The 14,151-nt window shown below is 73.1% G+C and carries 14 protein-coding genes; 4 read left to right on the top strand and 10 right to left on the bottom strand.

Annotation, left to right across the window (positions count from 1 at the left end; translation table 11 throughout):
* Positions 1 to 170 precede the first annotated feature (170 nt).
* The gene (locus ACIBBA_RS05070) at positions 171 to 671 is read left to right on the top strand and encodes a GbsR/MarR family transcriptional regulator (protein WP_396693904.1); all 501 of its coding nucleotides are present in this window, start codon (positions 171 to 173) and stop codon (positions 669 to 671) included.
* Between the two features lie 57 nt (positions 672 to 728).
* Here the strand turns inward: ACIBBA_RS05070 and topA are convergent, their stop codons facing one another.
* The 6 genes from topA to ACIBBA_RS05040 form a co-directional block, all read right to left on the bottom strand.
* A complete protein-coding gene (gene topA, locus ACIBBA_RS05065; RefSeq protein ID WP_396693902.1) occupies positions 729 to 3,539 on the bottom strand; it encodes a type I DNA topoisomerase in 2,811 nt (936 codons plus the stop codon).
* A 297-nt stretch (positions 3,540 to 3,836) separates the two neighbouring features.
* Positions 3,837 to 4,619: a hypothetical protein gene (locus ACIBBA_RS05060; protein ID WP_396693900.1), complete on the bottom strand. Its 783-nt coding sequence runs from the start codon at positions 4,617 to 4,619 to the stop codon at positions 3,837 to 3,839.
* A complete protein-coding gene (locus ACIBBA_RS05055; protein ID WP_396693898.1) occupies positions 4,610 to 5,152 on the bottom strand; it encodes a hypothetical protein in 543 nt (180 codons plus the stop codon). The genes ACIBBA_RS05060 and ACIBBA_RS05055 overlap by 10 nt, the downstream gene beginning before the upstream one ends.
* A gap of 125 nt (positions 5,153 to 5,277) precedes the next feature.
* The gene (locus ACIBBA_RS05050) at positions 5,278 to 7,638 is read right to left on the bottom strand and encodes a sodium-translocating pyrophosphatase (RefSeq protein WP_396693896.1); all 2,361 of its coding nucleotides are present in this window, start codon (positions 7,636 to 7,638) and stop codon (positions 5,278 to 5,280) included.
* Between the two features lie 327 nt (positions 7,639 to 7,965).
* The gene (locus ACIBBA_RS05045) at positions 7,966 to 8,403 is read right to left on the bottom strand and encodes an ATP-binding protein (RefSeq protein ID WP_396693894.1); all 438 of its coding nucleotides are present in this window, start codon (positions 8,401 to 8,403) and stop codon (positions 7,966 to 7,968) included.
* Entirely contained in the window at positions 8,400 to 8,756 is a 357-nt protein-coding gene (locus tag ACIBBA_RS05040; RefSeq protein WP_350868005.1) for an STAS domain-containing protein, read from the bottom strand. The genes ACIBBA_RS05045 and ACIBBA_RS05040 overlap by 4 nt, the downstream gene beginning before the upstream one ends.
* 131 nt (positions 8,757 to 8,887) lie before the next feature.
* Between ACIBBA_RS05040 and ACIBBA_RS05035 the strand changes: the two genes are divergently transcribed.
* The 3 genes from ACIBBA_RS05035 to ACIBBA_RS05025 all read left to right on the top strand — a co-directional run bounded on the left by ACIBBA_RS05035 (position 8,888) and on the right by ACIBBA_RS05025 (position 12,421).
* Positions 8,888 to 11,290: a DEAD/DEAH box helicase gene (locus ACIBBA_RS05035; protein ID WP_396693891.1), complete on the top strand. Its 2,403-nt coding sequence runs from the start codon at positions 8,888 to 8,890 to the stop codon at positions 11,288 to 11,290.
* Between the two features lie 117 nt (positions 11,291 to 11,407).
* Positions 11,408 to 11,611: a hypothetical protein gene (locus ACIBBA_RS05030; RefSeq protein ID WP_396693889.1), complete on the top strand. Its 204-nt coding sequence runs from the start codon at positions 11,408 to 11,410 to the stop codon at positions 11,609 to 11,611.
* A gap of 231 nt (positions 11,612 to 11,842) precedes the next feature.
* A complete protein-coding gene (locus tag ACIBBA_RS05025) occupies positions 11,843 to 12,421 on the top strand; it encodes a hypothetical protein (protein WP_396693887.1) in 579 nt (192 codons plus the stop codon).
* A 104-nt stretch (positions 12,422 to 12,525) separates the two neighbouring features.
* On the opposite strand, the gene ACIBBA_RS05020 is transcribed toward ACIBBA_RS05025, so the two are convergent.
* The 4 genes from ACIBBA_RS05020 to ACIBBA_RS05005 are packed head-to-tail and all read right to left on the bottom strand — an operon-like array spanning position 12,526 to position 14,055.
* A complete protein-coding gene (locus ACIBBA_RS05020; RefSeq protein WP_396693885.1) occupies positions 12,526 to 12,915 on the bottom strand; it encodes an Rv3654c family TadE-like protein in 390 nt (129 codons plus the stop codon).
* Positions 12,912 to 13,280 (bottom strand): TadE family type IV pilus minor pilin, encoded by a 369-nt coding sequence (locus ACIBBA_RS05015; protein WP_396693883.1) that lies wholly within the window; start codon positions 13,278 to 13,280, stop codon positions 12,912 to 12,914. Before ACIBBA_RS05015 ends, ACIBBA_RS05020 begins: the two co-directional genes overlap by 4 nt.
* Complete coding sequence (locus ACIBBA_RS05010; RefSeq protein ID WP_396693881.1) at positions 13,277 to 13,444, bottom strand: DUF4244 domain-containing protein; 168 nt, start codon at positions 13,442 to 13,444, stop codon at positions 13,277 to 13,279. Before ACIBBA_RS05010 ends, ACIBBA_RS05015 begins: the two co-directional genes overlap by 4 nt.
* Before the next feature lie 26 nt (positions 13,445 to 13,470).
* Entirely contained in the window at positions 13,471 to 14,055 is a 585-nt protein-coding gene (locus tag ACIBBA_RS05005) for a type II secretion system F family protein (RefSeq protein ID WP_396694318.1), read from the bottom strand.
* Between the last annotated feature and the right edge of the window lie 96 nt (positions 14,056 to 14,151).

Below are 14,151 nucleotides of genomic sequence, written 5' to 3'. Positions count from 1 at the left end.
GGGCGCGGGGGGGGGGGGGGGGGGGAGTTGATCGCGCCCCTCCGTGCCCCACGCCGCCCGGGCGCCGGGGGGGGGGGGTGGGGGGGGGGGGGGGGCGCCCCCCCCCCCCCCCCCGCCGCCGTCCGGAACGATCGTTACAAGAAATTCAGAAAGTAGTGAAAGATAAGTTGATGCAGCCCGCAGGCCACCGCGACGAGGAAGCCGTACGACGCTTCGTCGAGCACTTCGCCCTCACCTTCAGCGACATGGGCGTGCCCAGGATGCCCTCGCGGGTGCTCGCGGCGCTCCTGGTCGCCGAGGAACCCGGGTTGACCGCGGCACAGATCAGCGAGCGGCTCGGAGTCAGCCCCGCCGCCGTCTCCGGGGCGGTGCGCTACCTGATCCACGTCGGCATGGCGGTACGCGAGCCGGCCCCCGGATCCCGCCGGGACCTCTACAAGGCGGCCGAGTCCCACACGTACACCTCGATGATCCGCAGCGGGATCTACACGAGGTTCGCCGACGTCGTCCACGAGGGTGTGGTGGCGGTCGGTGAGGAGGAGTCGTCGGCCGGTGCGCGACTGGCCGAGCTGCGGGACTTCTTCCTCTTCGTCCAGGACGAGATGAGCGCCGCCGCGGAGCGGTGGGAGAAGACCCGCGAGGAACGGCAGAAGCCACAGCCGGGCCGCTGACCCGCACGACGTGCGTACGGCCGGGCAACGCCGGCCGTACGCCCAGCCTCGACGGGGTTACTCCGCCGGCGCCTTGCGGGGGGTCGCCTTCTTGGCGGCGGTCGCCTTGGCGATGGTGGTCTTCTTGGCCGCGGTGGACTTCGCCGCCGCCGCGGTCTTCTTGGTGGCGGCCTTCTTCGCCGGGGCCTTCTTCGCCGCCGCCTTCTTGCGCGGCGCCGGCCCCTTCGCCCGCTTCTCGGCGAGCATCTCGGAGGCCTCCTCGATGGTCAGCGCCTCCGGCGTCTGCGCGCGCCGCAGCGACGCGTTGGTCTCCCCGTCGGTCACGTACGGGCCGAACCGGCCGTCCTTGATGACCAGCGGCTTCTCGGTCAGCGGGTCGACGCCCATCTCCCGCAGCGGCGGCGCGGCGGCCCGCCGCTGGCGGGTCTTCGGGGCGGCCAGCAGGGCCAGCGCCTCGTCCAGGGTGACGCTGAACATCTTGTCCTCGGAGTCCAGCGAGCGGAACTCCTCACCCCGCTTGACGTACGGGCCGTAGCGCCCGTTGTTCGCGAAGACCTCGACGCCATCCGGCGCGACGCCGATCAGCCGGGGCAGGCTGAGCAGCTTGAGCGCCTCTTCCAGGGTCAGTGAGTCGGGCGTCTGCGAGCGCAGCAGCGAGGACTTGCGCTCGCCGCTGGAGACGTACGGGCCGAACCGACCGGACTTGAGCACGATCGGCTCGCCGGTGCCCGGGTCGTCGCCGAGCTTGCGCTCGCCGCTGCCGCCGAGGAACAGCTCGTGCACCTTCTCCGGGGTCAGCTCGTCCGGGGCCAGGCCCTCCGGGATCGGCGCCCGGTCGCCCTGGCCGCCGCCCTCCTCGCCCTCGCCGGTGGCGGCCGGCGTCGGCTGCTCGCCGGGCACCGCCCGCTGGAGGTACGGCCCGTACCGGCCGACCCGGACAACGACCTCGCGGCCCTCGTCGTCGGTGAAGAGGGAAATCGAGTTGACGCTGCGCGCGTCGATCTCGCTGAGGTTCTCGGTGACCAGCTTCTTCAGCCCGCCGGCGTGCGCGATGGCCTGGTCGCCGGTGCCGTTGGTGCTGCCGAAGTAGAAGGAGGTGAGGAAGTCGACCGCGGCGTGGTCCCCGCCGGCGATCTCGTCCAGCTCGTTCTCCATGCTGGCGGTGAAGTCGTAGTCGATCAGGCGCGGGTAGTGCCGCTCCATCAGCCCGATCACCGCGAACGCCAGGAAGGTCGGGATCATCGCCTGGCCGCGCTTGTTCACGTAGCCGCGGTCCTGGATGGTCTGCATGATCGAGGCGTACGTGGACGGGCGGCCGATGCCCAGCTCCTCCAGCGCCTTGACCAGCGACGCCTCGGTGTAGCGCGAGGGCGGCTGGGTGTGGTGCCCCTGCGCGGCCAGCTCGTCGGCGGTCAGCGGCTGGTCCTTGACCAGGGTGGGCAGCCGCCGCTCGGCGTCCTCGGCCTCGGCGTTCTCGTCGTCGCTCGACTCGACGTAGGCGCGCAGGAAGCCGGGGTCGGTGATGGTCTTGCCGGTCGCGCCGAAGTCGGCCTCCTCGCTCGCCGAGGAGACCGCGCGGATGCGCACCGAGACGCTGGAGCCGACCGCGTCGGTCATCTGCGAGGCGATGGTCCGCCGCCAGATCAGCTCGTAGAGCTTGAATTCCTCGGCCGACAGCTCCTTGGCCACCTCGCCCGGGGTGCGGAAGTTGTCCCCCGCCGGGCGGATCGCCTCGTGCGCCTCCTGCGCGTTCTTCACCTTGCCGGTGTAGCGGCGCGGCTCCGGCGGCACGCTGCGCTCGCCGTACAGCTCGACGATCTGCCGGCGGGCCGCCGAGATGGCGGTCTCCGACAGGTTGACCGAGTCGGTCCGCATATAGGTGATGTAGCCGTTCTCGTAGAGCCGCTGCGCGGTGCGCATCGTCTGCTGCGAGGAGAGGCGCAGCTTGCGGGCCGCCTCCTGCTGGAGAGTCGAGGTGATGAACGGCGCGTAGGGGCGGCGGCGGTAGGGCTTCTCCTCGACCCGGGTGACGGTGAACTGCCGCCCCTCGAGCCGGGCCGCCAGCCCACGGGCGCCGCTCTCGTCCAGGTGCACGACGCCGGCCCCGGGCTTCACCCGGCCGGTGGTCGGCTCGAAGTCCTTGCCGGTGGCGATCCGGTCACCGTTGAGCGCGATCAGGGTGGCGTTGAACGCCCGCGGCCCCTCGCCCGGGTTCCGCACGGCCAGGGTGGCCAGGATGTCCCAGTACTCGGCGGTGCGGAAGGCCATCCGCTGCCGCTCCCGCTCGACCACGATCCGGGTCGCCACGGACTGCACCCGGCCCGCCGAGAGCTTCGGCATGACCTTCTTCCACAGCACCGGCGAGACCTCGTAGCCGTAGAGGCGGTCGAGGATGCGCCGCGCCTCCTGGGCGTCGACCAGGTCCCGGTCGATCTCGCGCGGGTTGGCCACCGCGGCCTGGATCGCCGGCTTGGTGATCTCGTGGAAGACCATCCGCCGGACCGGCACCTTGGGCTTGAGCGTCTCCACCAGGTGCCAGGCGATGGCCTCGCCCTCGCGGTCCTCATCCGTCGCCAGGAAGATCTCGTCGACCTCCTTGGCCAGCTTCACCAGCTTGCTGATCTGCTGCTTCCGGTCGGCGGAGACCACGTAGAGCGCGTGAAAGCCGTTGTCGACGTCGACCCCGAGCCGGGCCCACGACTCACCCTTGTACTTGGCCGGTACGTCGGCGGCGTTGCGCGGCAGGTCGCGGACATGCCCGAAGCTGGCCTCCACGACGTACCCCGGGCCGAGGTAGCCCGAGATCGTCTTGGCCTTCGCCGGTGACTCGACGATGACCAGACGGGTGGTTCCAGCGTTGCTTGGCACGTCTCTCCCCGACCTCACTCCTGCTCGCGACCGCTCGGCGTCCGATTCGGGCCGCATTCGGCCCCCGGGACCCCGACGGCCCGGATGTCCAACGTAACGCGCCGTCCGCGTTTCGGGTTTCGCGGGCGGCAAACCACCCCGACAGGGATCGACCTGCCGGACGGCGCCACCGTACACCGTGGGTAGGGCCGGAAGCGGGCCACTGTGATGATGGCGGACCGTCGGCTGAGGTCCCACCCGCCCGTTTTCCGCCGTTATCGTCCCCCGGCTGTCCGCGACCTGACACCCCCGGCGCCGTCAGGACAGGGCAGGCCAGGCCGGCGCCGGGGCGGCCGGCGGGGGATCCCCCACCAGCTCCGCGAGGCGGCGCAGCCGGCGCCGCCCGGTGATCAGGTACGCCGGACCGCCCAGCTCCGGCGCCAGCAGGTCGCCGGCGAGGCCGACCGCGGCGAGCGCCCGACCGACCGGCTCCCAGCACTGCTGGTCCGCCGCGCCCAGCCGGAGCAGGAACCCGGGCGGCTCGGCCACCCCGGCCGCGGCCAACCAGAGCCGCAGCCGCCGGCCGTTGAGATGGAAGCCGGCCGGTGGCCGCTTCGCCGCCCCGCGCAGCCAGGCCATCGCGAGCGGCTTCAAGGCGCGGGTGTACGAGGTGCGCACCGCGTGCCGCTCGTCCTCGGTCGGCTCCCAGCTCGCCGCCAACCCCCGCTGGGCCAGCTCGGCCACCAGGACGTGCACCCGCCAGGCGGCGTCGACCACCACCGAGAGCCGGGCGGTGCCGCCCATCCGGACCACCTCGCCCGGCCCGGCCAGCAGCCCGACCAGATCGGCGACGCTCGGCTCGGCCGTCTCCGCGCCGAAGAAGACCAGCTGCCGGCCCTCGGCGGTCTCCGGCGGGCCCGAGAGTCCCCGGGTCGGGTCGGGTTCCCCGCCGGCCGCCGCCGGCACGTCGGTGCCGACGGGCGCGGTACGCCGTCCGCGCCGGCCGGCACGGACCGTCGACGCCGGATCGGGCTCGGGCACCGGGAAGAGCGCCGGGAGACGTTCTCCTCCCGACTGGTCGCCGAGCCCGTTCAGCGACACTCCGGCACCTCGTCGAAGGCCCGTTTCAGCTCCTCCGACTTGAGCCGATTGGTGTCGAGCGCACCGGCGTCGTACTCCTTGTTCAGGGTGTCCACGGCGGCCTTGACCCCGTCGTAGAAGGTGCTGGCCTGAGCGGTGCTGAGCCCGTCGATGGTGTCCCGCGCCCGGCCGTAGGCGTCCCGCATCTTCCCCAGGGAGGAGCGGAAGCCGGCGGAGATCTCCTCGCCGTGGTCGGTCTCCGGCACGCCGGCCTTCTCGACCTCCCGCCGGGCCGTCTCACTGGCCTCCTCGGCGCCGCCGAAGAGGCGGACCAGGTTCTCCTTGGCCTGCGCGGGGGTGGTCTGCGCGGTCATCTGCTGGTCGGTGCTGCTGGTCAACCTGCTGATCTCCGAGCGCCACGGAGCGAGCGCGGAACAGACCGAGGCCGCCCAGGCCCGCGGGCTGGGGCCGCCGCCACAGCCGGAGACGACCAGAACGAGCGCGGCCAGGACCACCGTGAGCTTTCCGGCAGCAGTCGCCCGGCACGTACGCATGCGTTGCAGCGTACGGCGTCTGTCGAGGGGTGGCACCGCTCAGGTTTCCCACTACGTGCCCGGCGTCAGTGCCCGGAGTCCCCGGCCGGCGACGGGCGCCGGCCGGGGACTCCGTGCCGTCCGGGTCAGGCCGGAACCGTCTCCTGCTGCTGGTCGGGGCTGCCCGATCCGGTGCCGTCGCCGGCATCCGCGTCGGACATCGCCACGCCCTTGCGCTTGCTGAACATCACCGCCGCGACGATGACCAGGGTGGCCGCCACCGCAATGCCGATCCGCAGGCCGGTGTTCCGGTCGTCGCCCACGCTCCAGGCCACCACGGCCGGCGCGATCAGCAGCGAGACCAGGTTCATCACCTTGATCAGCGGGTTGATCGCCGGGCCGGCGGTGTCCTTGAACGGGTCGCCGACGGTGTCACCGATGACGGTCGCGGAGTGCGCCTCGGAGCCCTTGCCGCCGTACGCGCCGTCCTCCACCAGCTTCTTGGCGTTGTCCCAGGCGCCGCCGGAGTTGGACAGGAAGACCGCCATCAGCGTGCCCGCCCCGATCGCACCGGCCAGGTACGACGCCAGCGCCCCCGGGCCGAGGCCGAAGCCGACCGCGATCGGCGCCAGGATGGCCAGCAGGCCGGGGGTCATCAGCTCGCGCTGAGCGTCCCGGGTGCAGATGTCGACGACCTTGCCGTACTCCGGACGCTGGGTGCGGTCCATGATGCCGGGCAGCTCACGGAACTGCCGGCGGACCTCCATCACGACCGCGCCGGCCGAGCGGGAGACCGCGTTGATGGCCAGCCCGGAGAAGAGGAAGACCACCGCCGCACCGATGATCAGGCCGACCAGGTTGCGCGGGTTCGCCACGTTCAGCGAGTTCAGGATCTCCGACCCGACGTCGCCCACCCCGGCGTCCGCGTACGCGGTGCGCAGCGTGTCGGTGTACGAGCCGAAGAGCGCCGTCGCGGCGAGCACCGCGGTGGCGATCGCGATGCCCTTGGTGATCGCCTTGGTGGTGTTGCCGACCGCGTCCAGCTCGGTCAGCGTCCGGGCGCCGTGCTCGTCGATGTCGCCGGACATCTCCGCCACGCCCTGGGCGTTGTCGGAGATCGGCCCGAAGGTGTCCATCGCGACGATCACGCCGACCGTGGTGAGCAGGCCGGTGCCGGCCAGCGCGACCGCGAAGAGCGAGAGCGTGATGGAGGAGCCGCCGAGCAGGAACGCGCCGAACACGCCGGCGCCGATCAACAGCGCCGAGTAGACCGCCGACTCCAGGCCGACGCTGATGCCGGCGAGGATGACGGTCGCCGCGCCGGTCTGCGAGCTCTTGCCGATGTCCTGCACCGGGCGCTTGTTGGTCTCGGTGAAGTAGCCGGTCAGCGCCTGGATCGCGGCGGCCAGCACGATACCGATGATCACCGCGCCGATGGCCACCAGCCGCGGGTTGCGGTCGACGTCGGTGAGCCCGCCCTCCAGCTCGGCGAAGGTCGCCGGGAGGTACGCGTACGCGGCGATCGCCACCAGCACCGCGGAGATCACCGCGGAGAGGTAGAAGGCCCGGTTGATCGCGGTCAGGCCGTTGCGGTCGGAGGTGCGCAGCCGGGTGATGAAGACGCCGATGATCGCGACCAGGACGCCGATCGTGGAGATGATCAGCGGGAAGACCAGGCCGTCCTCGCCGAACGCGGCGCGACCGAGGATCAGCGCGGCAACCAGGGTGACCGCGTACGACTCGAAGAGGTCGGCAGCCATGCCCGCGCAGTCACCGACGTTGTCGCCCACGTTGTCGGCGATGGTGGCGGCGTTGCGCGGGTCGTCCTCCGGGATGCCCTGCTCGACCTTGCCGACCAGGTCGGCGCCGACGTCGGCGGCCTTGGTGAAGATGCCGCCGCCGACCCGCATGAACATCGCGAGCAGCGCGGCGCCGAAGCCGAAGCCCTCCAGCACGGTCGGCGCGTCCCCGCGGAAGAGGATGACGACGAGCGCGGCGCCGAAGAGGCCGAGCCCGACGGTGAGGAAGCCGACCACGCCACCGGTCCGGAAGGCGATCTTCATAGCGGCCTCCCGGCCACCCTGTCGCTCCCGGGCGGCGGCCGCGACCCGCAGGTTGGCGCGGGTGGCCAGCCACATGCCGGCGCCGCCGATGAAGGCGCTGAAGAGCGCGCCGACCACGAAGAAGGCCGACCGGCCGATCTTCACGGCGGTCTCGCTGCCGTCGGTGTCGTGCACCGGCAGCAGGTAGAGCAGTATCACCGCGACGACGACGAAGATCGCCAGGGTACGGAACTGTCGGAGCAGGTACGCCGAAGCGCCCTCCTGGACGGCCCCGGAGATCTCCTGCATGTTCGCGGTGCCCTTGCCGGCCGCCAGAACCGTCCTGGTGAGGGCGGCGGCGAAGACGAGCGCCACCAGCGCGATCACCGCGGCGATGACGACGTACGTGACATTGGCTCCGTCAAGGGAAAGCCCGCCAACGTCGGCGGCCAAGGTCTCGGACATCTGTGTCCTCCTGTACCGAACACGCGTCGGCCGGTGGAGACGCACCGACCGGCGCCTGGATGCGGACTCGCAAGCGCCCGCCGAGCCCACCCAGCGGACGAGCGACGAACACCCGTTCCCGCTGGCTGCGGGATGGATCACTTGCAGACAACCCGGGTACTGTAGCCCTCCGCAGTGTCCGAGGTCACACCGAGGGTGCACCCCCCGCCGATGATCTTCGTCGCTGTGTTATGAACCGAAATCTGATATAGGAGCGGGTCCATACGATGCAGGCCGCGCTCCCCGAGGGGAACGCGGCCTGTGCGGTGGGGCGGGCTGTGTGACGGGTCAGCGGCCTACCGGCCAGACCATCCGCACCTCGGTGCCGATGCCCTCGTCGACCGGGCGGACCTGGAGGTCCTCGACGAAGCCGGCGAGCAGCGCGAAGCCCACGCCGGTGGTGAGCGCCTCGTCGGTGAGCGACTCGTTGGCCAACTCGTCCGGCGGCAGCGCGGCGAGGCCGATACCCGCCTCGATCGGCGCGCGGTCGACCACCCGGACGGCGTACTGCCCGGCGTCGGACATCTCCACCAGCACCGGGTCGACCAGGCCGTACTGGCGGTGCAGGGCGACCGCCCGGGTGCACGCCTCGCCGATCGCGAGGCGGACCTCGTCGAGCAGGTCCTCGCGGACCCCGGCCCGCCTGGCGACGGCGACGCCGACCAATCGGGCGGTACGCACGTGCACCGGCGCCGGGGAGAAGGAGAGCCGGACCGTGGCCATCACGCGCCGGCGCCGGTCGCGTCGGCGTCGACCGCCGCGTCGACCGTGGGGTGCAACGGGAAGACCTGGTCGAGCGCCGTGATCCGGAAGATCTTGAGCAGCGGCTCCTTGTCGCAGACCAGGGCGAACGAGCCGCCCGCCGAACGCAGCCGCTTCAGCGCGCCGACCAGCACGCCCAGCCCGGTGGAGTCGAGGAAGTCGACCCGACCGAGATCGACCACGACGTGCCGGGCGCCACCGTCGATCAGCTCGAGGAGCCGTTCGCGAAGCCGGGGGGCGGTGTAGACGTCCACCTCACCGCCGACCTCGAGCACCGTGTGCTCGCCCACGGTGCGGGTCGCCAGCGACAGCTCCATCGGTCCTCCTCGTGCGAGCCGTAAACTCTCTGGGCATCTAACCACTACCGCTGGCAGACGCTGTGGTCACCGGCGCCGGCTCCCCCTTTACCCGGGGCCCCGGCTTTTCATCTCCGAACACCAGTGCGAGAGTGCAGGACGTGACTTACGACGGCTTCAGCTCGGCGCGCCTGGCGCCGGGCCACGACCTGAAGCCGTCGTCGGCCGCCACCGTAACCGCAGCTCCCGAGCCCGAGCGCGCTTCGGCCGACCTGCTGGACCGGCTGCGCGCCCGCGCCGCCGCCGACCCGGTCACCCACGTCGAGCGGGTGCCTGCCCGACCGGGCGTGCCGGCGCCGTGGCCGCAGTGGGCCCCGCCGGAGCTGCGCGCGGCATTCGCCCGGCGCGGCGTGGTCGCGCCGTGGCGGCACCAGGCCGAGGCGGCCAGCCTGGCGTACGACGGCCAGCACGTGGTGGTCGCCACCGGCACCGCCTCCGGCAAGTCGCTGGCGTACCAGCTGCCTGCGCTGGCCACGCTGCTCGCCGACCCCCGGGCCACCGTGCTCTACCTGGCGCCGACCAAGGCGCTCGCCGCGGACCAGCTGCGCGCCGTCGCCGAGCTGGAGCTGGAGGGGGTACGCCCGGCCTGCTACGACGGCGACACGCCGCGCGCCGAGCGGGAGTGGATCCGCCGGCACTCGCGGTTCGTGCTGACCAACCCCGACATGCTGCACCACGGCGTCCTGCCCGGGCACGCCCAGTGGACGGGCTTCCTGCGCCGACTCACGTACGTGGTCATCGACGAGTGCCACACCTACCGCGGAGTGTTCGGCTCGCACGTCGCGCACGTGCTGCGTCGGCTGCGCCGGCAGTGCGCCCGCTACGGGAGCACGCCGGTGTTCGTCCTGGCCTCCGCGACCTCGGGCGACCCGGCGACGGCGGCCGGCCGGCTCACCGGCCTGCCGGTGGCCGCTGTCACCGAGGACACCTCGCCGCGCGGCGGGGTGACCTTCGCACTCTGGGAGCCGCCGCTGCTGCCCTCGGCCGACACCTCCGCCGAGACGGCGGACCTGGCGCCGGTCCGCCGGTCGGCGCTGCGGGAGACGGCCGACCTGCTCGCCGACACGGTCGCCGCAGGGGTACGCACGCTCGCCTTCGTCCGCTCCCGCAAGGGCGCCGAGGTGGTGGCGGCCAGCGCCCGCCGGGCCCTCGACGACGCGGTGCCCGGGCTGGGCGAGCGGGTGGCCGCCTACCGCGCCGGCTACCTGCGCGAGGAGCGGCGGGAGCTGGAACGGGCGCTGCTGCACGGCGAGCTGCTCGGGCTGGCCTCGACCAACGCGCTGGAGCTCGGGGTCGACCTGGTCGGCCTGGACGCGGTGCTGATCTGCGGCTACCCGGGCACCCGGGCGTCGCTCTGGCAGCAGGCCGGCCGGGCGGGGCGCTCCGGGCAGGAGGCGCTCGCCGTGCTGGTCGCCCGGGACGACCCGCTGGACACCTACCTGGTGCACCACCCGGAGGCGGTCTTCGGGCGGCCGGTGGAGGCAACCGTGCTCGACCCGGCCAATCCGTACGTGCTCGCCCCGCAGCTGGCCTGCGCCGCGGTCGAGGCGCCGCTCACCCCGGCCGACCTGGCGCTCTTCGGCGACGGGGCGAAGGAGGCGGTCGACGAGCTGGTGGCGGCGGGAGCGCTACGGCAGCGGCCGACCGGCTGGTACTGGCGGCACCGGGAGCGACCCGAGGTCGACCTGCGCGGCGAGGGCGGGGCGCCGGTCGTGGTGGTGGAGGCGGCCACCGGCCGGCTGCTCGGCACGGTGGACGGCGGCTCGTCGCACTTCATGCTCCACCCCGGCGCGGTCTACCTGCACCAGGGCGTCTCGTACGTGGTGGACGAGCTGGATCTGGCTGACGGGTGCGCGCTGGTGCACGCCGAGGAGCCGGACTGGTCCACCCACGCTCGGGACGTCACCAACGTCTCGGTGGTGTCGGTGCGCTCGTACCTGGACGCTGGGCCGGTCGGGATGTTCCTCGGCGAGGTGGACGTGACCAGCCAGGTGGTCTCGTACCAGCGGCGGCGGATCGCCACCGGCGAGGTGATCGACACCCGGCCGCTGGACCTGCCGACCCGGGAGCTGCGCACCGTCGCGGTCTGGTTCACCCTGTCGCCGGAGTCGCTGGCGCGAGCCGGCGTCGAGGCGGCGGACGTGCCCGGCGCGCTGCACGCGGCCGAACACGCGGCGATCGGGCTGCTGCCGCTGATGGCCACCTGCGACCGGTGGGACATCGGTGGGCTCTCCACCGCCCTGCACCCGGACACCGAGGCGCCGACGGTCTTCGTCTACGACGGACACCCGGGCGGGGCCGGCTTCGCCGAGCGGGCGTACGGCACCGCGGCGGGCTGGCTGCGGGCCACCCGGGACGCGATCGCCGAGTGCCGCTGCGAGACCGGCTGCCCCTCCTGCGTGCAGTCGCCGAAGTGCGGCAACGGCAACAATCCGCTCTCCAAGCCGGATGCGATCCGGGTGCTGGACGTGGTGCTGGGCAACCTGCCGGCCTGACACCGCTCTCCTGCGATGCATGAGTTCGGGCCCGACCGGGCACAATGACGTGGGAGCGCTTCCATCGACGTACGCGCACCTCTCGTGACCGCTGCCCCGTCCCCTGAGGAGGTAGTCGTGGCCGACACCCTCGCCGAGACCGTCGATCTGCTCTACGGCATCGACCAGGAGAACCTCACCCCCGACCAGCAGATCGCGCTCGGCTCCGCGCTGGCCGCCCTGGCGCAGGCGGAGCGGCTGGAGCAGATCAACGAGCGACTGCGCGGCATCCACCAGGTGCTCAACGGCTGGGCCCTGCGCGTCACCGTCGACGGGCGCTGACCCCACTCGTCGACTCACGCGGCCGGCGAGTCCTGCCCTCCCGCCGCGCATCCAATGGAAGACGACACGCAGCCGACGGCGGCTGGCTGGCCCGGGTCGGCAGGTCACGGCCGGTACGGGGGCTTGCGGGTGGATGATCGGTGCGTCCGGGGACGCCACGGCGCGCGCGGGCGGCGGCGAGCATCGCGCTGTGCGAGACTCCGGCCCGCACCCATCCCCGGAGGAGAACAGATGCAGCTCGACAACTTGCAGGCTCAGCAGCAGTTCCACATCCGCCAGCGGCTGCGGATGATGGTCAACCAGTACCAGGTCCACGCGGTGGCGCCGGACGGCTCCGAGGGCGAGATGCTGGCGTTCGCCCAGCAGAAGCGGCTCGCCTTCAAGGAGCAGGTGACCATCTACACCGACGACTCCAAGCAGCAGCCGCTGCTCGGGTTCAAGGCCCGCCAGCGCCTCGACCTCGGCGCCACGTACGACGTCACGGACGCCGCCGGCAACCCGATCGGCCTGTTCCGCAAGGACTTCGCCCAGTCCCTGCTCCGCTCCACCTGGCACGTCGAGCAGAACGGGCTCCCGCAGGTCACCGGTCAGGAGCGCAGCATGCCGGTGGCGCTGCTGCGCCGCTTCGTGGACTCGCTCTCCTGGCTGCCCTACCACTTCGACTTCACCGCCGGTGGCCAGCCGGTCTTCACCGTGGTGAAGAAGTGGGGCCTGCGCGACCGGTACGTGGTCGAGATTCAGAACCCGCAGATCGACCGGCGGCTGGTCATCGCGATGGCCGTCGCCCTCGACGCCCTGCAGGCCCGCTGACCCGCCGGCCCGGGACGCCGACCACGCCGTCCACGTCCCGGGCCATCCGGTCGGACCACCCGATCGCCGGAACTCGCGGCGACCCGCACCCCTTCACCCACTCGTCACCCACGTAGTGGGCCGGCTCGGGCGGTGGCCGTCGCGACCCGGGTCAGGCCGGGCAGCGGTGTGACCGTGACCTCCGCTGTGACCAGCACGTCGAGGCCGTCGAGCTGGCAGGCGACCAGCCGGCCGCCGTTGCGGCCCACGAGTTCGGCGGCCAGCGCGCAGGCGGCGACGTCGCCGTCGAGCGCTCGGCCGGCACCGGCGAGCGCGCCGAAGTCCGCCGCGACGCCGGCCCGTTGGACGGCCGTCCGGGCCGCGCCGACGCCAGCCCCGAACGCTGCGGCCAGCACGAACACCAAACCGATCGCGAGTAGACAGACGCTGGCTCCGCCCCGCTGCGCATCCACGTCGCCCGACGGCAACACCGGCCAGCGCGGGGGCGTGCTCACGGGAGCACTCCGGGGGTGCCGGGCTCGACGGCGGCGACGGCGGTGGCCGACACGGTGATCCGGGGCAGCCGCGCACCCAGCGCCCGGACCGGTGCCCGTACGGTCGCTCGCACCCGTTCGCCGTCGACCGCCACCGCGACCTCCGCTCCGGGTGGGGCCGCGCGGACCCCCGCCGACGCTCCGTCCTCGCCCCGGGAGGCGGCGAGCGCCGCCTCCCGAGCCGCGTGCAGGCAGCCAGCCCGGGCGTCGACCGCGTTGACCGCGGTCAGCCCGGCGAGCAGGAGCAGCAGCAGCGCCGGCAGGCCGGCCGCCAACTCGGCGGTGAACGACCCCCGGTCGCGACCGGCCAGCCGACGCCGGCTCACTTGAGCGCCCGGTCGACGACGGCGGTCAACGCGGACTGCACGTTCCCGGAGGTCAGCACCTTCAGCAGGATGCCGGCGAAGGCCACCGCCGCGAGCGTGCCGACGGCGTACTCGGCGGTGTTCATTCCGGCGTCCCCGCGGAGGCGGGCGAGAAGTTTGCGCACGAGCGTACCCCTTTCCTCGATGGTTCTCAGAGCACGTCGCCGAGGACGGCGACGATCACCGGCACCAGGCCGGCGAGAATGAAGGCCGGCAGGAAGCAGAGCCCCAGCGGCAGGACGATGAGCACGCCCGCCCGGCGGGCCGACGCCTCGGCGGCGGTGGCCCGGTCGGCCCGCAGGTCGTCGGCGAGCCGGGTGAGCGCGCCGGCCAGCGCGGCACCACTGTTCGACGAGCGGTACGCGGCCGCCGCCAGCCGCTCCGCCCCCGGCACCCCGTCAAGTGCGGACCACGCCTCCTGCGGGCCGCCGCCCAGCAGAAGCGTCCGGCCGACCCGCCCGAGCCGCTCGGCGAGCGGGCCGTCCAGCGCCTCGGCCACCGCGAGCACCGAGCGGTCCACCGGCGCGCCAGCCCGCAGAGCCGCCGCCAGCAGGTCGGCGGCGAGTGGCAGGTCGGCGCCCTCGCGCAGGCGCCGGTTGCGGACGGCGGGTGACTCGATCCGCCGGAGCAACCGGTCGAGCATCAGCGCGGCGGGTACCGCGGCGAGCAGACCCGGCCAGCCGCCGACGACCACCGCCACCACCACGCCGCTCAGCGCGGCGGCGAGACGGATCACGTCCGGCCGCCGACCCTGCCGGGTGGGAGGCGCATCGTTCTGCGCCCTCGGCCCGTCGGCCGCCGCGACGCTGCCGCCCCATTGCCGCCCGCCGTC

It is taken from the genome of Micromonospora sp. NPDC051006 (assembly GCF_044456245.1).
In the GTDB taxonomy this organism is placed as follows: Bacteria; Actinomycetota; Actinomycetes; order Mycobacteriales; family Micromonosporaceae; genus Micromonospora.
Note: the sequence above shows the minus strand (reverse complement) of the source record. Positions and strands in the feature narration are given on the sequence as shown.